Source organism: Thalassospira sp. SM2505 (assembly GCF_054901115.1).
Genome location: NZ_CM142731.1, coordinates 2722428 through 2745250 on the forward strand (window position 1 = coordinate 2722428; position 22823 = coordinate 2745250).

Annotated in this window: 18 protein-coding genes and 1 tRNA gene; 8 read left to right on the top strand and 11 right to left on the bottom strand. The window is 52.3% G+C overall.

Features of this window, described 5'->3' with window-relative positions; translation table 11 throughout:
- Nucleotide 1: 1 nt before the first annotated feature.
- Nucleotides 2-3499 (top strand): transcription-repair coupling factor, encoded by a 3498-nt coding sequence (mfd, locus tag ACTU44_RS12765; RefSeq protein ID WP_114099764.1) that lies wholly within the window; start codon nucleotides 2-4, stop codon nucleotides 3497-3499.
- A gap of 58 nt (nucleotides 3500-3557) precedes the next feature.
- Here mfd and ACTU44_RS12770 read toward each other — a convergent pair whose 3' ends face one another.
- From ACTU44_RS12770 to ACTU44_RS12810, 9 genes are all read right to left on the bottom strand, one after another.
- Nucleotides 3558-4256, bottom strand: a complete 699-nt coding sequence (locus ACTU44_RS12770; RefSeq protein ID WP_258548799.1) for a DsbA family oxidoreductase — start codon at nucleotides 4254-4256, stop codon at nucleotides 3558-3560.
- Nucleotides 4249-5472: a phosphopentomutase gene (locus ACTU44_RS12775; protein ID WP_462095593.1), complete on the bottom strand. Its 1224-nt coding sequence runs from the start codon at nucleotides 5470-5472 to the stop codon at nucleotides 4249-4251. Before ACTU44_RS12775 ends, ACTU44_RS12770 begins: the two co-directional genes overlap by 8 nt.
- 76 nt (nucleotides 5473-5548) lie before the next feature.
- On the bottom strand, nucleotides 5549-6382 hold the full coding sequence (gene deoC, locus ACTU44_RS12780; protein ID WP_462095594.1) for a deoxyribose-phosphate aldolase: 834 nt from the start codon (nucleotides 6380-6382) through the stop codon (nucleotides 5549-5551).
- 235 nt (nucleotides 6383-6617) lie between these two features.
- Nucleotides 6618-7757 (bottom strand): succinylglutamate desuccinylase/aspartoacylase family protein, encoded by a 1140-nt coding sequence (locus ACTU44_RS12785; RefSeq protein WP_462095595.1) that lies wholly within the window; start codon nucleotides 7755-7757, stop codon nucleotides 6618-6620.
- Nucleotides 7758-7873: 116 nt separating this feature from the next.
- Nucleotides 7874-8617: an ABC transporter permease gene (locus ACTU44_RS12790; protein WP_462095596.1), complete on the bottom strand. Its 744-nt coding sequence runs from the start codon at nucleotides 8615-8617 to the stop codon at nucleotides 7874-7876.
- A 3-nt stretch (nucleotides 8618-8620) separates the two neighbouring features.
- Nucleotides 8621-9313 carry an ABC transporter permease gene (locus tag ACTU44_RS12795; RefSeq protein WP_114099759.1) on the bottom strand — a complete coding sequence of 231 codons (693 nt, stop codon included), beginning with the start codon at nucleotides 9311-9313 and terminating at the stop codon, nucleotides 8621-8623.
- Between the two features lie 112 nt (nucleotides 9314-9425).
- Nucleotides 9426-10223, bottom strand: a complete 798-nt coding sequence (locus tag ACTU44_RS12800) for a transporter substrate-binding domain-containing protein (protein WP_462095597.1) — start codon at nucleotides 10221-10223, stop codon at nucleotides 9426-9428.
- 89 nt (nucleotides 10224-10312) lie between these two features.
- Nucleotides 10313-11086, bottom strand: coding sequence for an ABC transporter ATP-binding protein (locus ACTU44_RS12805; RefSeq protein ID WP_114099757.1), 774 nt, complete (start codon nucleotides 11084-11086; stop codon nucleotides 10313-10315).
- 396 nt (nucleotides 11087-11482) lie between these two features.
- Entirely contained in the window at nucleotides 11483-13429 is a 1947-nt protein-coding gene (locus ACTU44_RS12810; RefSeq protein WP_114099825.1) for a methyl-accepting chemotaxis protein, read from the bottom strand.
- A gap of 299 nt (nucleotides 13430-13728) precedes the next feature.
- Between ACTU44_RS12810 and ACTU44_RS12815 the strand changes: the two genes are divergently transcribed.
- Nucleotides 13729-14703, top strand: coding sequence for a TAXI family TRAP transporter solute-binding subunit (locus ACTU44_RS12815; RefSeq protein WP_114099756.1), 975 nt, complete (start codon nucleotides 13729-13731; stop codon nucleotides 14701-14703).
- Nucleotides 14704-14816: 113 nt separating this feature from the next.
- Nucleotides 14817-17057 (top strand): TRAP transporter permease, encoded by a 2241-nt coding sequence (locus ACTU44_RS12820; protein ID WP_462095598.1) that lies wholly within the window; start codon nucleotides 14817-14819, stop codon nucleotides 17055-17057.
- A gap of 83 nt (nucleotides 17058-17140) precedes the next feature.
- Here the strand turns inward: ACTU44_RS12820 and ACTU44_RS12825 are convergent, their stop codons facing one another.
- Together ACTU44_RS12825 and ACTU44_RS12830 are read right to left on the bottom strand one after the other, a co-directional pair.
- Nucleotides 17141-17479: a zinc ribbon domain-containing protein YjdM gene (locus tag ACTU44_RS12825; protein WP_114099754.1), complete on the bottom strand. Its 339-nt coding sequence runs from the start codon at nucleotides 17477-17479 to the stop codon at nucleotides 17141-17143.
- Between the two features lie 117 nt (nucleotides 17480-17596).
- A tRNA-Ser gene (locus ACTU44_RS12830) sits at nucleotides 17597-17686 on the bottom strand.
- A gap of 230 nt (nucleotides 17687-17916) precedes the next feature.
- Between ACTU44_RS12830 and ACTU44_RS12835 the strand changes: the two genes are divergently transcribed.
- The 5 genes from ACTU44_RS12835 (at nucleotide 17917) to tmk (ending at nucleotide 22818) form a co-directional block, all read left to right on the top strand.
- Nucleotides 17917-18672 carry a YdcF family protein gene (locus tag ACTU44_RS12835; protein ID WP_462095599.1) on the top strand — a complete coding sequence of 252 codons (756 nt, stop codon included), beginning with the start codon at nucleotides 17917-17919 and terminating at the stop codon, nucleotides 18670-18672.
- Nucleotides 18673-18693: 21 nt separating this feature from the next.
- Entirely contained in the window at nucleotides 18694-19698 is a 1005-nt protein-coding gene (locus tag ACTU44_RS12840) for a lytic murein transglycosylase (protein ID WP_114099752.1), read from the top strand.
- 136 nt (nucleotides 19699-19834) lie between these two features.
- Nucleotides 19835-20818, top strand: coding sequence for a septal ring lytic transglycosylase RlpA family protein (locus ACTU44_RS12845; RefSeq protein WP_462095600.1), 984 nt, complete (start codon nucleotides 19835-19837; stop codon nucleotides 20816-20818).
- Nucleotides 20819-21070: 252 nt separating this feature from the next.
- Complete coding sequence (locus ACTU44_RS12850; protein ID WP_462095601.1) at nucleotides 21071-22165, top strand: D-alanyl-D-alanine carboxypeptidase family protein; 1095 nt, start codon at nucleotides 21071-21073, stop codon at nucleotides 22163-22165.
- Nucleotides 22162-22818, top strand: coding sequence for a dTMP kinase (gene tmk, locus ACTU44_RS12855; RefSeq protein ID WP_336080909.1), 657 nt, complete (start codon nucleotides 22162-22164; stop codon nucleotides 22816-22818). The genes ACTU44_RS12850 and tmk overlap by 4 nt, the downstream gene beginning before the upstream one ends.
- Nucleotides 22819-22823: the final 5 nt, after the last annotated feature.

Sequence of the window (22823 nt, forward strand, 5' to 3'; positions counted from 1 at the left end):
ATTGAACAAAATAAAAGAAATCATATCGACCAAAGGTCGCAAACGTGTCGGCGGCGTCCCGGAGGGATCAGACGCGCTGATTTTGCGTGAATTGCTCGACGCGGCCGGAACCAACAAAACGGTTCTGCATGTCGCACGCGATGACAAACGCATGTCTCAACTGGCAGAAGCCTTGCGTTTCTTTGCCGGGGAAGTCGAAGTGCTTACACTTCCGGCTTGGGACTGTTTGCCGTATGACAGGGTTTCGCCGATTGCCGAAGTGACAGCACGGCGTATCGAGACGCTGACGGTTCTGGCCGAAGGGGCAGCACCACAGGCCGGGCAGGGACGCATCGTTCTGACCACTGCGGCCGCTGCCATGCAGCGGGTTCCGCGCGTTGATGTGATGCGGAATGGCAAGCTCGCCTTCAAGGCAGGCACTGAATATGACCGGGCCGATCTTACCGCATATTTTGAGCGTATGGGCTATAACCGCGCCGAACAGGTCATGGAACCGGGCGACTATGCCGTACGCGGCGACATTGTCGATATCTTTGCGCCTGGAATGAAAGATCCGGTACGCCTTGATTTCTTTGGTGACGAGATTGAAAGCATTCGGCGCTTTGATGTTGAAAGCCAGCGAACGATTGGCAAGGTCAAGGAAATTGCACTGCTGCCGGTTGGCGAAGTGTTTCTGGATCCGGACAGCATTTCACGTTTCCGAAGCGGATATCGCGAACTGTTCGGGGCTGTGTCGCAAACAGATCCCCTTTATGAATCGATTTCAAACGGCCTGAAATACGGTGGTATGGAACATTGGTTGCCATTGTTCCATGACGGTCTGGATACGATCTTTGCCTATTTGCCTGATGTGATCGTAACCCTTGATTATCAGTATGCGGAAGTGATCGAAAATCGTCTGGAGATGATTGACGATTACTATCAGGCGCGACTGAACATCAAGGGCGGCGGCCTTTCGGGCGATAATGTCTATAAACCGGTGCCAACCGAACGGCTGTATCTGGATCAGGCGGAATTTGACCGCATGCTCGCCGATCGCGTGGTTCTGGAATATTCGCCATATTACGATGATGAAAATCCCGAACGTGGCATTTTCGATCTGGGTGCGCGGGCAGGGCGCGATTTCGGGGATGTCCGGGCGCGCGCAGATACCAACCTTTATGACGAGTTGCGTGATTTTATCACGGCCCAGCGTGGCAAGGAAAATCAGGTTGTCATCGCAGCATATTCCGACGGTTCACGCGATCGTATGGTTTCGCTTTTGCGCGAACATGGCGTAGGCAAGGTCGTTAATTGTGAGTGCTGGGAAGATATCACTGATGACCTGACCCATGAGCATGTCGCGGTTGTTATCCTTGATATCGAACGCGGTTTCCGTCGTCAGGGTCTTTGGTTTGTTACAGAACAGGATATCCTTGGCGACCGCATGAGCCGCCCGGGCGGACGCCGCCGCAAGGCCGATAACTTCCTGCGCGAAGCATCCGAAATTTCCGAAGGCGATCTTGTCGTTCACCTTGAACACGGTATCGGACGGTATCTTGGCCTGAAAACAGTGACGGCTGGCGGTGCGCCGCATGATTGTCTTGAGCTTGAATATGATGGCGGCGACAAGCTGTTTGTCCCGGTCGAGAATATCGAGGTCCTGTCACGATATGGCTCGGACGAGGGGATTTCTATCCTTGATAAGCTCGGCGGTGTTGCCTGGCAGGCCCGCAAGGCCAAGCTACGTGAACGTATCCGTGACATGGCAGGCAAGCTGATCAAGGTCGCCGCCGAACGCCATCTGCGCAAAGGGGCACAATTGCAAGCGCCCGAAGGCAGCTATGACGAGTTTTGTGCAAGTTTCCCGTTTGCCGAGACAGAAGACCAGGCGCGCGCCATCCGTGATACCCTTGATGATCTTGCCGCGGGCAAACCGATGGATCGACTTGTCTGTGGGGATGTCGGCTTTGGAAAGACCGAGGTCGCAATGCGGGCGGCCTTTGCCGCTGTCATGTCCGGTAAACAGGTGGCAATTGTTGCCCCGACGACCTTGCTGTGTCGTCAGCATTATCTGAACTTCAAGCAGCGCTTTGACGGGCTTCCGGTGCGGGTAGAGCAACTTTCACGTCTGGTGACCGGCAAGAATGCCAAACTGGTCAAGGAAAACCTTGAAAGCGGCCATGTCGATATTGTCTGTGGCACGCATGCCCTTTTGGGCAATGGTGTGCATTTCAAGGATCTGGGACTTCTTATCATCGACGAAGAACAGCATTTCGGCGTCAAGCATAAGGAACGCCTGAAAGAACTGAAGTCCGATGTTCACGTTCTGACCCTGACCGCAACCCCGATCCCCAGAACGCTGCAACTGGCGCTTACCGGGGTCAAGGAGCTGTCGATTATTGCGACCCCGCCTGTCGATCGTCTGGCGGTGCGGACCTATATCACGCCATACGATCCGGTTGTGGTCCGCGAAGCCATTTTGCGTGAACGCCATCGCGGAGGGCAGATTTTCTATGTCTGCCCGCGTGTAAATGAGCTTGGCCGGGTCGCCAAGGAACTTGAAAACCTTGTACCGGAGATCAAGTTTGACGTTGCACATGGCCAGATGGGCGCGCGCGATCTCGAACAGGTCATGACTGACTTTACCGATCGAAAGTTTGATCTGTTGCTTGCAACGAACATTATTGAATCCGGGATTGATGTTCCGAACGCCAACACCATGATCATTCACCGGGCGGACATGTTTGGTCTGGCGCAGCTTTATCAGTTACGCGGGCGCATTGGACGTTCAAAACAGCGCGCATATGCCTATCTGACACTTCCGAATGGGAAAAAGCTTACAGCAACGGCGTTGAAGCGCCTTGAAGTGATGCAGACGCTTGATAGCCTCGGCGCTGGCTTCAACCTTGCCAGCCACGATCTTGATATTCGCGGGGCAGGGAACCTGCTTGGCGAAGAACAATCAGGGCATATCAAGGAAGTGGGGATCGAGCTTTATCAGCAGATGATCGAAGAAGCTGTGGCCGAGGCCAAAGGCGAAATTGATGCATCCGAAGAAGCAAGCTTTGTCCCCCAGATCAATATCGGCATGCCCGTCCTGATACCGGACCGTTATGTTCCGGATCTGGGTGTCCGACTGGGACTTTATCGCCGTATTTCGGAACTGAGATCACGCGAAGAGGTGGATCAGTTCGCCGCCGAGATGATTGACCGGTTTGGCAAACTGCCCAAGGAAGTTGAAAACCTTCTGGATGTTGTGACGATCAAACAATGGTGCCGTGTCGCCAATATCGAGAAGCTTGATGCAGGGCCAAAAGGTGCGCTGATCACGTTGCGAAATAACGAGTTCCCGAACCCGGCAGGCCTGATCGGCTTCATTCAGCAACAGGTCGGACAGGCGCGTCTGCGCCCGGATCACAAGATTGTTTATGCAGCGGGCTGGGATGGACCAACGGATCGCCTTGAAGGCTTGAAACGTCTGATGAAGCGATTGTCCGACATCGCAGTATCAACATAAAGAAAAGGCGGGTAACGTGATGTTATCCCGCCTTTTTTTAATAATGTTCATGATTGTCTTAGACCGGTATTTCTTCCTGTCGGGCCAACCGGATCATCCGTTGCAAGATGTCGGGTTCCTGTGCACCAGACAGCGCATGACGACCGTTAAAAAGGAAGCACGGCACACCGGTTACGCCCATCTGATGGGCCACACGGTTTTCCTGACCGACAAACTCGCGATCCATATCACCAACAAGATACTCAAGGATTTCAGTGCGATCTTCGCCGTGCTTCACCGCAATTTCGGCAAGCAGATCAATATCGCCGATATCCTGACCTTTCAGGAAATAGGCAACAAACAGATCTTCGACCAATGCATTGCCGACAGCGGGCCGTTCAGCGCAAACCTTGTAGATCAGACGATGTGAGTCTGTAGAATCCGGCGTAACCCTGATTTGATCAAATTTGAAATCAATTCCGACCGCCGCACCGGCATCTTCGATTGCCTTATAGACCCGTGCAGCACTTTCCGAACCACCGAACTTTGCTGACAGATAAAGCTTCCGGTCAATGCCACCACTTGGCATGTCCGGGTTGAGCAGGAAAGGACGCCAATTGATGATCAGGTTATCAAGCTTTTCCCGCGCCAATGCCTTTTCAAGACGTTTTTTGCCGATATAGCACCACGGACAAATGGTATCGACGATCGCCTCGATCCTGATCGGCGACATTGATGGTTCAATTTGTCCGGCCTGCCAGTTCATAAGATCATCCATTCAAAAATGAAGTGCCTACCGGAAGTGGTGCGATGCCAAGGTGATCGGCAACGGTTTGACCGATATCGGCAAAGGTTTCGCGCATTCCGAACGGTCCAGGGGCAATGGCCGGTCCAAAAGCAAGGATCGGCACAAATTCACGCGTATGGTCATTGCCGCGCCATGTCGGGTCACAGCCATGATCGGCGGTAATAATCACCAGATCACCGGGTTTCAAAACAGCACGCAATTCCGGAATACGTTTATCGAACTCTTCAAGCGCGTTGGCATAACCCGGCACATCCCGACGGTGACCGAATTCCATGTCGAAGTCTACCAGGTTGGTGAACACGATGCTGTTATCGGGGGCTTCGCTGATTTCACCCATCATCGCATCAAAAAGCGCCATATTTCCGGACGCCTTGACCTTTTTGGCAATGCCCCGATGGGCATAGATATCAGCAATCTTGCCAACAGAAACCACATTACCACCGGCGGCACTGAACTGGTCAAGCAAGGTGGGCTTGGGCGGCGGGACGGCAAGATCACGACGGTTCGACGTCCGTTTGAAAGTTTCCGGACTTTCGCCAACGAACGGACGGGCAATCACACGGCCGATATTGTAGGGCTCAACAAGTTTGAAGGCGATTTCACACATTTCATACAGGCGGTCGAGCCCGAAATGTTCTTCATGTGCGGCAATCTGAAACACGCTGTCGGCGGAGGTATAACAAATCGGCTTGCCGGTTTTGATATGTTCTTCGCCAAGTTCGGCAATGATTGTTGTACCGGATGCATGACAGTTGCCAAGAATTCCCGGAAGATTGGCCTGCTGGATCAGAGCATCGGTCAGTTCTTGTGGAAAGGTCGGCACCGTCATCGGGAAATAACCCCAATCGAAATCAACCGGCACACCGGCGATTTCCCAATGCCCGCTTGGCGTATCCTTCCCGCGCGAAAGTTCCTTGGCATGGCCAAAGGCACCAATCATCGCACCGCCATGATCAAGTCCGGGCGGTACACGACCGGTAGCGTCCTTGGCCGCTTCACCAAGGCCAAGCGCAACCATATTGGGAATATTGAGCGGCCCGCTACGCTGATCATTATTAGCCAGCCCCTTGGCGCAATGTTCGGCAATATGACCAAGAGTATCCGATCCCTGATCACCGAATTTCGACGCATCCGGCGCGGAACCAATTCCAAAGCTGTCTGCAACGATAATGATGGCACGTGCCATTGATATCTTCCTTCAACGCAAATCATACAAGACCATTGTCTCGCAGATAGTCACTTGTTTCTGTAGTTGCCAGTTCTCAATAGTTGCCCGTTGCAGCAGGCGCATCAGAGGGTTTTGAGCCACATGTCTCAAGCAGGGCGGTCAATACGCCGCTGGCGCCGAACCGGAATGTATCGGGTTTTGCCCAGCCATCTCCCATGATGTGATCGGCAATGGCGATATAAAGGGCGGCATCATCGGTGGTTTTAACCCCGCCTGACGCCTTGAAACCGGCATCAAGACTGTCTTCTTCCCTGGCATCACGAATTGCGGTCAACATGGCAACTGCGGCCTCGGGCGTAGCACCGACCGGCACTTTCCCTGTCGAGGTTTTAACAAAGTTTGCGCCGTGCCTGATGGCAAGACGGGCTGCTTCATAAACCTTGTTCAGGTCCTCGAACTCGCCACTCTCAAGAATAACCTTCATGGTGGTCATCGGACCACATGCCATTCGGGTTGCATCAACCACATCTGCGGCAATGGCGCTATCACCATCAAGGAATGCCTTATAGGGGAAAACCAGATCTACTTCGTCAGCCCCCTTGGAGACACAATCAGCTGTTTCATCGCCGATGCGCTGTGCATTGGTGCCACCGGCAGGGAAATTGACGACTGTTGCCGTTTTAACACCTGATTTTCCAAGTGCCCGCCAGGACGTTTCGATAAACGGCGCATAAACACAAACGGCGGCGGTGTTGCCCTCAGGTGTCTGGGCGCGCTTGCACAGTGCCTCGATGACCTCGGTCGTATCATCATCATTCAGACTGGTAAGGTCGAGAACGGAAATGGCACGACGTGCAGTATCAGCGTCCGCGACTGCCTTTTTGCGGGCAGCGGCAATTACGTCAGAAACAGTTTTCGGGTCGAACATCAAAACATCCTTGCAACGCGCCGGGCGCGGTTATTCTGTCAAGCGTCACCAGCATTTAAACTGACATCAAATGATGGCAATAACCGGATCAGCAAACTGGTCCAGCATAAAGATAAAGACGGATCAATCAATCGCCAAGAAAGTACTCAACCTTGCCTTGACAATCAATCAATCCGTCCCGAAACACAGTTTCAATCAGAACGATGGAAACGGCCCTGATCTGGTCCGCCGCCTCTTATTTTGACAGCAAAAGCTGGCCTTCTCGGCCCGGAAGCGGCTTGTCACCAGCTACCGAACACAGATAACCACCCGGCACGACCAGACGAATACCCAGACGGGAATACAAAACACCGTCGGTTTTGCTTGAGAACGGTGTTTTATTCCCCGTTTCGCAGTCCAGAATATAGCCAAGCTCCTGACCAGCCTTGACCTTTTCCCCGGCTTCGACACCAAACACGACCATACCGCCATGTGCTGCTGAAACGCGATCGACACCCGAAAGCGGTGTCGCATCACATTTGGCCTCGGGCAGGGGACCGGGATCGCCGGCAATCAGACCACGGCGCTGCAGGAACTTGAACAGATTTTCCGCATCCGGGATGGCAAATTCGTCATACACATCGCGATCACCGCGGAGTTCGATCGTTGTCGCCAAAGTCGCCATCGGGATCGGGAACTTGTTACCATAGGCCCGGCGTAGTTCGACCCACGGACGGCTAAATGCTTCGTCAAACGGGTTGTCACCGCTGATCTCGGCAATCAGTGAACATTCAGACCCGATCTGAGCTGAAAGATCAGCTGCATCTGGCCAGTTATGATCGCTGATATAGAGATGCATCGGCGCTTCCCAGTCACAATGCAGATCCATCACATAATCCGCATCAATGGCAAGTTCGGCCAGCGTAAGACGAAGATCCTGCAAATCAGTCAAAGGACTGACATCCTTGCGGTGCTGGGCAATCAGTTTGCGCAGCTCTGCACGGATCAGTTTGACGTTTTCATCGGCATCCTGACCAAGCTTGCCATCAACGGCATCAATCAGTGCAGCGCTAAGGTCGGGATAATGGCGATTAAAATTCTGACCGCTGCGCAGCTCGAACCGGCCAAGCGGTTTCATATCTACGTACTGGGTAAACCCGATTGGATTGGCAAAGGGAACAACAACGATCTCGCCAGTGATTTCGCCTTTGGCGTCGGCCTCTTCCAGAAGGGTTTCAAGATGATGCAGGGTGATGACACCGGGCAGCTCATCTGCGTGAAGGGCGGCCTGAAAATAGGCTTTGGGGCCTTGTCCGGCTTTGCCATAGCGGCGCACGGTAAGGGCACGGGAAGTTCCCATCTGCGGGCGCACGAGCTCAATGCGTTCTTCTTGCATTCTGATTTCCTGAATGTGGTGGCGTGGGGCAAAACAGCCCGGTGATCTCTAGGTTTCCCATTAAACAGATGGAAATAACCTTTCTTTGACCACCGGGCTGTTCGTGTTTCTGGTTATCAGGCGGATGCAGCTTTTGCGGTGCCTGGCTGTTTATCCTTGCGACGTTCGTTGCGGCGCAGATATCGCTCAACCCCCTTGAACCCGAAGGTCAGCGTATAGACGATGATCAAATATATCACACCGGCTGAAATGAACGCTTCATAGGGAAGGGCAGTACGGGCCACGATTTTACGCGCGGCACCGGTAAGTTCCATCATCGTCACCGTAGAAGCCAGCGACGTTGCCTTCAGCGTGAAAATCACATCGTTGGTATAGGCAGGCCAAATCATCTGCCACATGCGCGGGAAAATGATCCGGCGATAGGTGGTCCATGGCGTCATGCCGCAGGCACGGGCGGCTTCAAGTTCGCCACTTGGGACATTCTGGATACCACCGCGCATGATTTCTGCAACATAGGCCGACGTATTGAGGACAAATGTCAGTAGGCAATACCAATAGGGGTTGCGAAGATAGGCCCAGCTCCAGTGATCCTGAATGCCGTCGATGTTCGAGATCAGCTGCCCGACCCCGTAATACATCATGAACAGCTGCCCGATCAGGGGGGTGCCGCGAAACACATAAATAAAGGCAAATGGTACGGCCTGAATCCAGAGTTTCTTGGAAACACGTGCAACGGCAAGCGGGATGGCCAAAAGCGTTCCGAATGTTACGGAAATAACCAGAAGCTCAATCGTCAGCAGAAAACCGCGCCAAAGCCAGGTATCGTATTTGCCAAGAACATATATCAGATCTTCAAACATCTTCTATGCCCTCGCAATACCGCGGGCAGCCCGCTTTTCAAGATAGTTGAAGGCAATAAGCGAAACTGTTGTAAATGAAAGAAACATCAGCATCGCCACAAGGTAGAAGGTAAAGGGTGCCTTGTCTGTCCCGGCGCCAATCGCAGCCTTGCGCATGATCTCTTCAACACCGACGACTGAAATAAGTGCGGTATCCTTGATCAGGACCTGAAACAGGTTGTTGAGCCCCGGCAAAGCAAAGCGCCAAAGCTGCGGCAATTTAATGCGAATGAAAATTTGCGAAGGCGTCATGCCGCATGCTGTTGCGGCCTCTATCTGGCCGATCGGAATGGACTGCATGGCCGCGCGGAAGACTTCTGAAGCAAACGCGCCCTGAACCAGTGCCAGTGCAGCCACACCAGACCAGAAAGCAGGGATGTCAACACGTGTCTCTTCGCCGGAAATCATCTCGGCGATATTCTGAACGGCGATTGTGCCGCCGAAATAGATCAATAAAATAACAAGAAGTTCAGGGATACCGCGAATAAGGACGGTGTAGCTTTCCCCGATAATACGAAGCGAACGATATGGCGACAGTTTCGCCGATGCGCCCAGCAAACCGATAATAATCATGAAAGGCAGAACGGTAAGGCAAAGCTGAACTGTAACCAGTCCCCCTTCAAGCATTTGCCATCCGCGGCCGTATAAATCGAGCATGGTTTCTCCAGCTTTCCTTGATGCCGAATGCGTTTCAAGCCCCTGATATGAAACGCGAAACAACAATAAGGGCGGGGCGGCAGATCAATGCCGCCCCGGAAATTTCAGCAGATCAATTCGGGTGCAGGTTGATCGCCGGGAAGTACTTTTTGTTCAGCTCGTCATAGGAGCCGTTTGCAAGCATTTCAGCCAGCGCCTTGTTAAGGATCTCTTTGAGGTCCTGGTCTTCCTGACGGATGCCGATGCCAGCACCATCACCGAACCACTTGCTCGGAGCGAACTGGTTGGAAACAAAGCCATAGCCTTTGGCTGCATCAGATTTCAGCCAATCATCAAGCGTACCTGAATCTGCGAGGGTCGCGTCAACACGGCCAGCGGTCAGGTCAAGAAGTGCCTCGTCCTGGGTGCCGTACATACGAATTTCAATGTTTGGGAAGTTGTCTTCAAGGAAGTTTGCATGGGTGGTCGAACGCTGTACGCCGATGACCATACCATCAAGCGCGTCTTCCATGACTTCGCCGTCTTTGTAAGCTTCAATTTTCATGGTGTCTTTACCAACGAAAACAGCAGGGGTGTTGCTGTAATAGTTGGTGAAGTCAATAGAACGCTTACGCTCTTCGGTGATCGACATCTGTGCGATGATCGCATCATATTTCTTTGCCAGAAGTCCCGGGATCATACCGTCCCAATCCTGAGCAACGATTTCGCATTCAATTTTAGCGGTTTCGCAAAGCTTGTTGGCGAAGTCTACATCAAAACCGATAAGTTTGCCATTCTCGTCAACCATGTTGAACGGAGGATAGGCACCCTCGGTTGCGACAACAACCTTTTCCCACGCCGCATTTGCTGCTGATGCGCTCAGTGCGATACCAATAGCGGCAGCCGAAGCAACCTTGATCCAGTTTTTCATTCAAATTCTCCCTTGTAAATTGGAATGGCGCACAACCTCTTGCACCCATTCACGCGACCGCAACCTGTATCGGAAACGGCCTGCCCAGATCAGAAATCGCGCTGAAGAAATTGCTTCATACGTTCCGATTTGGGGTTCTCGAATACATCCGTCGGATTGCCGTATTCTTCAACCCGACCCTGATGCAAATACATCACGTGGCTGGACACCCCCTTTGCGAAGCCCATTTCATGGGTCACAACCAGCATCGTGCGGCCTTCTTCGGCCAAATCCGTCATAACCTTCAACACTTCACCAACAAGCTCCGGGTCAAGTGCCGAAGTCGGCTCATCGAACAGAAGAACTTCTGGCTCTATCGCTAGCGCACGGGCAATTGCGGCGCGCTGTTGCTGACCACCGGAAACATGACCCGGATAGTAATCGCGACGTTCATACATGCCGACCTTGTGCAGAAGCGCATCGGCGCGTTCGATGGCTTCCTTTTTGGGAACACCAAGAACATGCACAGGCGCTTCGATGACATTTTCCAGAATGGTCAGATGGCTCCAAAGGTTGAAGCTCTGGAACACCATCGCAAGCTTGGTGCGAATACGCTGGAGTTGTTTTTTGTCTGCAGCTTCCTGCGAACCGTCCTTAAGCGTCTTCATGCGAATAAGTTCGCCGTGGACGTGGACTTTACCCGCATTCGGGGTTTCAAGCAGATTGATGCACCGCAGGAACGTACTTTTGCCCGAGCCAGAGGAACCAATAATCGAAATCACGTCCCCGGTATGCGCCGTAAGGTCAATGCCTTTAAGGACTTCATGATCCCCAAAGCTTTTGATCATCCCTTCGACCTGCAGGGCGGGTATGTTTTTGCTCATAGCGAGTGAAAAGTTTCCCTGTTGAGAGTCTAAAATTTATTCGTCTTAGCATCTGACAAAGATGCTCCCCCACAAGACACGCTTTTTATGCGCCTCTCATGGCATCAATAATTGCCCATGGATGATGCGTATTTCCACTGATTTTTTGCAGTTTTATGAATAAAGCTGTTGTTTCAATCGCTTAATTAACAGCGGACGTGATCGCACCGCAAAAATCGTGCAGCACTACGTGGTTTTACGCAATAAAAAACCACGCATATTTTTGGATAAATGCCCTTAGCCACAGACTCTTGCTTATTGTTGCCCGTAAATTTTCCTGAAATACACAACACCATCGACCTCGTAGCGGATCGATGGTGTTTGTATTCGGGTGCGGACAGGGTGTCAGTTTCAGCCCTAGTCGTTTTCGCGCACCGATTTCAGGAAACCAAGAACTTCCTCTCGCAGCCTTTGAGCCAATTGCCGCATCTCCCGGGATGAGGTCAGCAGAGAGTTGGCCTCTTCGCTCACCATGCTTGATGCCTGCGATACAGCAGATACGTTTTGCGAGACTTCCTGTGTTCCCGATGCTGCGCGTTGAACACTATCTGCAATTTCGCGGGTTGCAGCACCTTGCTGCTCGACGGCTGCGGCAATCGCATTGCAGAATTCGTTGATACGTTCAATGGTGGACGAGATTGATCCGATCTCGGAGACAGAACGATTTGACGACCCTTGAATACCATCAATCTGTGTCTGGATATCACCGGTCGCCTTGTCCGTCTGGTTGGCAAGGGATTTGACCTCTCCGGCGACGACGGCAAATCCTTTGCCTGCGTCACCAGCTCGGGCAGCTTCGATGGTTGCATTCAGGGCCAGCAGGTTCGTTTGTCCCGCGATATCCTGAATTAATCCCACTACCTGACCGATCCGCTCAGCCGCCTCGGCAAGTTCGGTCACTGTTGCAGTGGTGTTGTTAATGCCATCCACTGCTTCTGTTGCTACGTCAATTGACTGGGTAACCTGGGCACCGATTTCACGAATGGCGGCAGAAAGTTCCTCGGTGGCCGATGCGACAGCCTGCACGTTTTCCGTCGTGATATTGGCCGCATTGGAAACGGCCGCCGCGCGGTTTGTGGATTCCTCGGCATTGGCAGAAAGCTGGGTTGCGACCGATTGGGTTCGTTCAGCGGCGTCGGCCACGGTTTCAACGATGGAAAGGACGCTTTTTTCAAAATTGTCTGCCATCTGATCAAGCGCACGTTTGCGCTCAAGGGCTGCTCGCTGGGTGGCCTGTTCATTCTCATGTGCCAGCCGGTCTACTTCGGCAGCATTGTTCTTGAAAACCAACACCGCGGCCGCCATGGCCCCGATTTCATCCTTAAGCTCCGTGCCGGGGACATCAACGTCTTTTTCGCCCCTGGCCAGACGGGTCATTGCCGAGGTCATGCTGAGAACCGGTCGAGAAACCCATCCGCGCACAAGAACTCCCATAAGCCCCATAATCGCAAGCACGGCAATGACGGCAGTAATGATTGCCGTGTAACGGAACTCTGTCAGGGATGCGTATGCAGCATCCCGATCAAGCGCAAAGCCAAGGTACCAGTTTACAGATGGCAAACCTTTCACTTTGAAGAATGTGAATAGCAGATCGCCATTTCCCTCGATTACATTCTGCATGCCTTCGGTAACGGCCGGAGTGTTTTCAGGAAATACCTCGCTAATCGACTTCAGTGTGAAATCTGCATTCGGGTGAATGATCACCGTGCCCTGGTCATTGACCAGAAATCCGTAACCAATGCCGCCCAGATCAATGCCGCGAACCAGATCACCCAGAATGGTGATGTTAATATCGCCACCGACCACACCAAGCAGTTTGGAACCATCAAATACCGGTGTCGTTGCGGTAACGATCAACTGCCCGGTGGATGCGTCAGTGTAGGGTTCGGTAAGGGTGCTGTCACCGATGGCGACTGCGTCACTGTACCAAGGGCGTTTGCGTGGATCGTAATCAGCAGGCAATTCATCTGGTGGATACATCGTCATCACACCGTCCGCGCTGCCGAAATAGGAAAAGATAAATGACTCAGCCAGCGCCTGACCGCTGGCGATTTCACTGACCGTAGCAGGGGAGCTGTCTCGTGCAATATTATTGGCAAGGCTTTCGACCAAAAGCCTTCTGCCATCCAGCCAGTTCGAAATACCAGCGGTCGCAAGCGATCCGCTTTCGGTCAGCTTCGACTGCAGAGCTGTCTGTATGGATGTGCGCTGCTGATAATCAAAATACAGAATAAAGGCGACAAATGTCGCAACAACAATCATGGCCGCTGCCAGCAGGATTCTACTGCCGATATTTAACGACATTCCGCACATCCTCCAAAAGAATAATCCCCTTTGTGAGGTTGGGACGTTCCTTCGCGATTACAAGCGGTTGAAGCAAGGTAAATCAAGTTACATGCAATAATTTTGTTTTATGGTCATTTGATATCTGGAATGATTTCATTCAACCAAAGTCGCATGACCTCTGAGACCAACATCACTTTCCAAAATCCTTGTTTTAGTTATTGATTATGGAACGCGTTGTCTTCAACCCTTGGTTTCCCCATATGTGGAACTGCCTAGGGAGGCAACGTCACATAAGCACCGATAAACGGAGGAAATAGATGAAACGCGCATTAATTGCAGGGATGGCGGTCGCGTTTGCGTTTGGGAGCACAGCAGCCTCGGCGCAGGATCGTGCCGGTTGGCCAGACAGCTTTACGGTCGGCACCGCATCACAGGGCGGCACTTATTTTGCCTATGGTTCCGGTTGGGCGAACCTTGTAGCAGAAGAACTTGGCATTTCCGGTGGTGGTGAAGTTACCGGCGGACCAATGCAGAACATGGCGCTCGTTCACACCGGCGAAGCAGCATTTGGCATGACCACGATGGGTCCGGCAGCAGAATCTCTTGCTGGAACAAACCCGATTGCACCGGGCGTCCAGATGACGAGTGCTTGTGCGATGTTCCCGATGTATCAGACACCGTTCTCGATCACTGCACTGGCATCATCGGGCATTGCATCTGTTTCGGACATCCCAGAGGGCGCAAAAATCGGTTTCGGTCCTGCGGGCTCGACCTCGGACACCTATTTTCCGAAGATGCTCGAAGAACTTGGTGTAAAGTTTGAACGCCGCAATGGTGGCTGGGCCGATCTGGGTGGCCAGCTTCAGGACGGCTTGCTTGACGTGATCGCATTCGCTGCCGGTGTTCCGGTCCCGGCTGTTAGCCAGCTTGAAGTTCAAACCAAAGTAAACATCATCGAGTTCACTGAAACAGAACAGAAACAGATTATGGATGCCTTCCCGGTGTCCGAATTTGACATTGCTGCAGACACATACACCACGCTGACCGCTCCGGCGCGTTCAGTGTCAATGTGGAACTTTGCGATTGCCAATTGCGATCTTCCGGAAAGCTTTGTTTATGCCGCAACTGACGTTGTGATGTCGGATAATGCCCGCATGGTATCCATTCACCGTGCAGCACGTTCCACAGTTCCGGAAAACTGGAACAAGAACAAGGTCATGAAATGGCATCCGGGTGCTGCCAAGTGGTTCAACGAACATGGCGCATCCATCCCGGCTGACATGATCCACTAAGTCAGCAAAATCTGATCACACAAGGCGGGTCATCCGGAAGGTGACCCGCCTTTGCTCAATCGCCGCAAAGAAGCCTGCGAATAACAAATGACCAGAGAGTGTGGGGAAACCTGATGACCGAACCAAATAAACCGGATGACGAACACCTCATTGCCGATGGCGTGGATGAAGAGCCGATTGAACATAATCGTCGCCTTTTCGAGGGACGGAACCTCAGTTTCATAACAATTTCTGCCGCCATTTATGCTGCGTTTCATATGCTCGCGCTAAATGGTGTATCGCTTTCTGGAATGACGGGCGGTTTGGTTAATCTTGAATTCTTGCCTGATTTTCCGTTGGAAACATGGAACTTCCGTATTGTTCACGTTTCGGGTGCCCTTGCACTTGGTTTTCTTTGGTACTCTGCCAACAAGTTCGCTGATGAGCCTACAGGGCAGACACCGCTTCTGGGCTACTTGTCATATGTTCTCCTGGTACCAGCCTTTGTCGCGGTCGGAACCGCAATCAGCTTTGCTTTCGAAATCAAAAATGGCGCAATGTGGAACGGCATTGATGCTACCATCAAGTTCAACGAGACATGGGTCTTTGGTGCACCACTGATGGCAGCAACAGTCGGTGGTATTGTTTTATCCTGGTTTAACAAGACACCCCGTAATCGTTATTCACCACCTGATTTTGTGCTGACTATTTGTGGCCTTGCCGTTGCGATCTATCTGATCACAATTTACGGCACGCTTATGCGCAACTCCACCGGAACGCCTTTTGCGCCGATCGGTATTTCGATTGCTGCAATCTCGGGCACGTTGCTTATCATGGAGCTGACACGCCGCGTTGCCGGTCTGGCGCTTGTGATCATTGCGACCATTTTTCTGGTCTATGTTTTTGTCGGCGAATTCCTGCCGGGCTTCCTGCAATCGCCAGCCATCACCTGGCAGCGCTTCTTTAGCCAGGTCTATACTGATGCCGGTATTCTTGGCCCGACGACTGCCGTTTCATCGACCTATATCATTTTGTTCATCATCTTTGCCGCGTTCCTGCAGGCATCAAAGGTTGGCGACTATTTTGTGAACTTTGCCTTCTCGGTGGCCGGACGTGCCCGTGGTGGTCCTGCAAAGGTTGCAATCTTTGCTTCTGGCCTGATGGGAATGATCAACGGCACGTCTGCGGGTAACGTTGTGGCAACCGGCTCGCTGACCATCCCTTTGATGAAAAAGGTCGGTTACCACAAGAAAACGGCCGGTGCGATTGAAGCTGCAGCTTCGACCGGTGGCCAGATCATGCCGCCAATTATGGGGGCAGGGGCCTTCATCATGGCCGAAATCACCGGTATCCCATATACCGACATTGCCATCGCGGCTGTGATCCCGGCGATCCTTTACTTTGTGTCGATCTATTTCATGGTCGACTTCGAAGCAGCCAAACTTGGTATGCGTGGCATGCGCGAAGAAGAACTGCCGCGCTTCCATACCATGGTAAAGCAGGTCTATCTGTTCCTGCCCATCATCATCCTGATCGTAGCCCTGTTCCTTGGCTATTCGGTTATCCGGGCTGGAACATTGGCAACTGTTGCAGCTGTGGTTGTCAGTTGGCTTACACCAAACCGCGTAGGGATCAAATCCGTTGCCAAGGCATTTGAACTGGCAGGCGGGATGTCGATCCAGATCATTGCAGTTTGTGCCTGTGCCGGGATCATCGTTGGCGTGATCGCGCTGACAGGTGTCGGCGCACGGTTCTCGAACCTGTTACTGGGTCTTGCAGAAGCGTCACAGTTACTGGCCCTGATCTTTGCCATGCTGATCGCCATCCTTCTGGGAATGGGCATGCCAACAACGGCGGCCTATGCGGTTGCTGCATCGGTGGTTGCTCCGGGATTGATTGAGCTTGGAATTGAACCACTTACTGCACATTTCTTCGTGTTCTACTTTGCAGTCGTTTCAGCCATCACGCCACCCGTCGCACTGGCTTCCTATGCTGCTGCCGGGATATCGGGTGCAAACCCGATGGAAACGTCAGTGGCTTCGTTCAAGATTGGCATTGCGGCCTTCATTGTGCCGTTCATGTTCTTCTATAACGCGGCTATTTTGATGGATGGGACTTACCTTCAGATCGGCCAGGCGTTCATTACGGCCGTGGCCGGGGTGTTCCTGCTGTCTGCCGGTGTTCAGGGATGGTTCCTCGGGCGCAGTGCAGTGTGGTTCCTGCGCATTGCACTGGTCATTTCAGCATTGTTCATGATTGCTGGCGGACTGGTTACCGATCTGATCGGCATTGGACTGGCTATCGCAATCCTGCTGATCCAGCGTGTGATAAACCCGAAACCAGGCAGCACATTCCGTACTGGTGGGGCAGATTAACAACACGCCTCGGCCATAAAACAACAAAAGCGCACCAGACCGGTGCGCTTTTTCTTTTTCTGAAAATCAAGGTTGTCAGAAAATCAATCTGATACTTTTTTCACGAATTCGGATTTCAAGCCCATCTGACCGATACCCGGGATTTTACAATCAATATCGTGGTCGCCATCGACAAGACGAATGCCTTTGACCTTGGTCCCGACCTTGACGACCGCCGATGATCCCTTGACCTTCAAATCCTTGATGACAGTTACCGTATCCCCATCAACAAGCGGGGTACCGTTTGAGTCACGTACAACCGTCGCGCCAGCTGCGTCACCTGAAGCAGACCATTCATGCGCACATTCCGGGCAGATCAACAGTTCGCCATCTTCATAGGTGTAAGGTGACTCACATTTCGGGCAGGACGGTAGTTCGCTCATTGCTCGGACCTTTTAACAATAATCGTGTTTGGTGCGACCACAGATACAACACAGCGTTTCGCAGTAACGTCGTGTTCTGCGCTAAAAAATCAGAGATTTTGTGCGATCTTGAGTAAATGGCGGAGAGGGTGGGATTCGAACCCACGGTACCCGTAAAGGCACGACGGTTTTCAAGACCGTTGCATTCAACCACTCTGCCACCTCTCCGCAAAAATGGTCGGAGCTTATTGCTCTGGGCGCTTTCAATAAATTGGGCGCGCTGCCCTGTCAATAGGCCAATCAAACATTGCATCAAATGCTGGCGAAATAATGTGATTTCAGCAAGGTACCGGCAACCATAAGGCGAACCATCTTTCGGGCCAGTATCATTTTTTTTATTTTCTCTCAGAACCCTTAGCTACCTGATCAATATCGGGCTCATGCACGGGATATTGTTGTTGATCCTTGTTGGCCTGATCTGTTTGCGCAGGACACGTCGTTTTGCTTTTGCCGGATTGTTATTCGCCACTATTGCATCATTGCTGATCACCATCATTCCCGTAGGAGCACTGTTGCCCATAACCCTCGAAGCGCGCTTTGAAAAAGCGGACCTCAATGGATCAGAATTTGCAGGGGTGATTACCCTATCGGGCTCGATTGACCCAAACAGCTATCTTCAGCGCGGGGATGTTCAGTTCCTAAGTGCCCCGGATCGAATATTTACAATGCTCCGAATGGCGAACAAATATCCTGATAAACCTGTGATCTTCACGGGCAAAGACGGAGTGCTAAATGATCGCGGTTTCACTGAGGCGGTTGTACTGCGTGACTGGCTAGACGATTCGAACCTGTTAAGACCCAATATGTATTTCGAAATCAACGCACGGAACACATATGAGAATGCCCTAAATTCATATGATCTCATTTATGGAAGTTGGCCGGAACTGGCACAAAAGCCTTGGGTATTAGTCACTTCCGCAGATCATATGCCGCGCGCAGCAGGCGTTTTTCGGCAGGCGGGTTGGAACATTATTCCGTATTCGGTCGGCAGATTCACATCAGATGAGATCCATTTAGCAAGTCTTAACGTCTCAGGCGCTATCAAATCCCTAAGCCGTGGTTTGCGGGAATGGGTTGGTTTGACCGCTTATTACTGGACCGGGCGAACAAATGAGTGGTTTCCGGGGCCCAAGCCGTTGGAAACCGGCAACTGAACATCCTGGATGAGGCCTTTGATGAAATTCTGGAAATTGCTGACCGCCGCCTCTGTGCTTACTGTTTTGACCGCCAATGCGCCGGCCTTTGCACAGACCGATGAAAAACTTCCAGAATTCACCACCGAAGGATTTGAAGAATGGTTGGTTGACTTCAAAAAAGAAGCCGCCGCCAAAGGCATTTCCCAGCCAACCCTCGATGTTGCCTTCGCCAATACCAAACCGATCCCCAAGGTGATCGAGTATGATCGCAGCCAGCCTGAATTCAAACTGACCTTTGAGCAGTATATTCAACGCGTTGTCCCGCAATCACGGATCAACGAGGGCCGCAGGAAATATGCCGAAAATCGCGCGATCATTGATGCCGCGGCAAAAAAATATGGCGTGCCGGGTCACTATCTGACGGCCTTTTGGGGGATCGAGACCGGTTTTGGACGGCATACTGGCGGCTATTCCGTCGTCGACTCACTGGCAACTCTTGCCTTTGAAGGTCGTCGGGCGGAATATTTCCGCAAGGAACTGATGAATGCCCTAACCATCATTGATGCTGGCCACATTGCGCCTGAAAACATGTCCGGCTCCTGGGCGGGCGCCATGGGGCAGGCGCAGTTCATGCCTTCAACCTTCCTGAATTACGCACGCGACGGGAATGGCGACGGCAAGATTGATCTTTGGGGCGCCAAGGAAGACGTTTTTGCGTCGGCTGCCAACTATCTTTCGACCGTCGGCTGGAAAGGGGATGAACGCTGGGGGCGCAAGGTCAGCATTCCCAAGGATCTGGATAAATCCCTGATCGGTCGCGATATTCGCAAACCAATCTCGGAATGGCAGGAACTTGGCGTTCGCATGCCCGGTGGGGCCAATCTGCCAACGGCAGATATGGATGCATCAATTGTTACCGTAAATGACGGTGAAGGACCGGCATATATGGTTTATAACAATTTCCACACCATAATGCATTGGAACCGATCGACCTATTTCGCAATCGCCGTGGGAACACTGGCTGACGCGATAGCCGGGCAATAAAGTTTTAATGTCCAGGTAACGAAGATCATTCGTTGCCATCAAATACAGAGCATCTTTAAGCGGGGACACCTTGATGCCAAAACCAAGAAAAAGTGCTTTTGGGCGACTGCGGACAAATAGCCGCCTCGGACTGTCCGTGGTTGCACTTGGTATGCTTTTGGCTGGCTGCGCAGAAACCCAGCTTGCCGTTCACGGTGTCAAACGACTTGGCGGCGTTCAGTCCCAACCGACACAGATTGGTAACTACAAGATCGGCAATCCCTATGAAATTGCTGGTCAGTGGTACTATCCGGCTGTCGATTATGAATATAGCGAAACCGGTATCGCGTCCTGGTACGGGCCCAAATTCCATGGCAAAAAAACCGCCAATGGCGAAGTGTTTGACCAGTACGAGATCTCTGCCGCACACCGCACATTGCCGCTACCGAGTATTGTGCGTGTCACCAATCTTGAAAACGGCAAATCACTCAAGGTCCGCGTCAATGACCGGGGACCGTTTGCGCATGGGCGTATCATTGACATGTCACGCCGTGCAGCCCAGTTGCTGGGGTTCGAGAAGAAGGGCACGGCCAAGGTCATGGTCGAAGTGATCGAGGCAGAAAGCCGTCAGATTGCAGCTATCGCGCAGGGAAAGGCGGCACCGCAAGTTACTGTCGCCGAACAGAATACAGTTACTGCCGCACCGCGTGATGTGGTCGAAACCGTTCGCCTTGACGATGGCCCGATCACCGAAACCGGCCAACCAACGACTTCGCAGATAAAATTGACGCCTCCGGCATCAGAGCCGATCCTCACCAGTGCCCCACTTGAGGGTACCGTAGAAGAAGCTGCTATTATCAATATCGAGCCCGTAACGAATTCAGCCATTTACGTTCAGGCAGGGGCCTTCTCAATCTATGATAACGCCCTGAACTTGCGTAATCGGCTTTATGATCTGGCACCAAGCAAGATCGAACCCATCGAGGTAAAAGGGACGACCTTTTACCGGGTTCGTCTTGGGCCGTTAAATACGGTTCCGGAAGCAGATATCCTTCTTGAGCGCGTGATTGCCACCGGGCAGAACGGTGCAAAAGTCGTGGTCGAATGTGCCGATGGCGGTGCTGCCAAGTCGGGATGTTGATTGCCACCTTATGCTGTGCTACCGCTTTGCTGTCAGCTATTTGAGTGGATTTCGCATACTGATAAATGTCGCATGAGCGTGTTGCACAATTTTGCCGGATTTGCGACATAAGCAACAGAACAAAGCCGCCGGGGGACTGGTGGAACAGATTTTATTACACAAGGTTAGGACGTAATGACTTTGATGGCGCCAATTCCGTTCAAAAACTGTCTGAACCGGGTAGTGGCCGGAGCCACGATATTAGGCTCTGTCATGGCGATGTCTATGACCAGCGCGCAGGCAATCGAAACCAATGCGCGCGAAGCCTATATCATGGATTTCGACACCGGCACGGTTCTTTTGAACAAGAACGGCGATACACTCACCGAACCTGCTTCCATGACCAAAATGATGACTGTCCATATGTTGTTCAAGCATATCAAGGATGGCAGTGTATCAATGGATGACACCTTCCACGTCAGTGAAAAAGCTTGGCGTAAAGGTGGGTCGAAGATGTTCGTCGAGGTAAACTCAGACGTTTCTGTTTCTGACCTTTTGCACGGAATTATTGTCCAGTCCGGTAACGATGCAGCTATCGTGGTTGCCGAGGGCCTGGCGGGTACCGAAGAAGCCTTTGCAGAGGAAATGACCGAAGAAGCCCGCAATATTGGCATGACCAAATCGGTTTTCAAGAATTCAACCGGTTGGCCCGCAGAAGGACATCTTGTTACCGTTCATGACCTTGCAACGCTGGCCCGCGATACCATTCGCAATTTCCCGGACCTTTATTCACTCTATTCGGTCAAGGAATTCACATATAACGGCATTCGCCAACCAAACCGCAATCCGTTGCTGGGGACCAGTGCCGGTGTCGATGGCCTTAAGACCGGCCATACTGAGTCGGCCGGTTACGGTCTGACCGCATCTGCCGAGCGTGATGGTCGACGTCTGATTATTGTCGTAAATGGTCTGAACTCTGTTCGTGAACGCCGGACGGAATCCCAGAAGCTTCTTGACTGGGGCTTCCGTGAATTTGACAATTATGACCTGTTTGCCGAAGGCGAAACCATCAGTTCTGCCAACGTTTGGCTGGGTGCGGAAACAAAGGTCGATCTTGTTGCCGATCAGAAAATCCTTTTGACCCTCCCGCGCAGTGCAAGCCGCGATATGAAGGTATCTGTTGTCTATGACGGTCCGATTCCGGCACCGATCAGCAAAGGTGACCAGATCGCAACCCTTAAGGTTGACGTGCCCGATCAGGAAACCAGGGAATTTCCGCTTTATGCCGCGCATGATGTCGGTCGTCTCGGCTTCGTCGGACGTATCGGTGCTGCGATCAAATACCTTCTGTGGGGGGCAAACGGGTGATCGACAAGCCCGGCTTGTTCATCAGCTTTGAAGGCGGTGAGGGCAGCGGAAAATCGACCCAGATCCGCTGCCTAGAAAACTGGTTCCGCGAGAATGGTCGCGATGTCGTTGTAACCCGTGAACCCGGTGGTTCACCGGGGGCCGAGGAAATTCGTACCTTGCTGCTGACCGGGGATCCCGGTCGCTGGGATGCCGTTACCGAAGCTCTTTTGATGTTTGCATCTCGCCGTGATCACGTTGAACGCACCATTCGTCCGGCACTTGCAGACGGAAAGGTCGTTTTGTGTGATCGCTTTGCCGACTCATCGGTTGCCTATCAGGGCTATGGTCATGGTCTTGGTGCGGATTATATCCGTAATCTCTGGGCACTGGCGATTGATGGCTTCAAACCGGACCTGACCTTGATGTTTGATCTTCCCCTTGAAGTGGGACTTGAACGTGCCGGGGCACGTTTTGCCAATGTCAGCGCTGCTGAAGACCGGTTTGAACGGATGGGGATTGAATTTCACCAACGTTTGCGTGACGGTTTCCGTGAAATTGCCGCATCGGAACCTGAACGTTGCCGCATAATTGATGCGCAAGGCGACGTCAAAGCTGTGACCGAACGCGTCATTGCGACAGTTCAGGAATGCCTTGCCGGGCAGGGGGTGTAATCCCC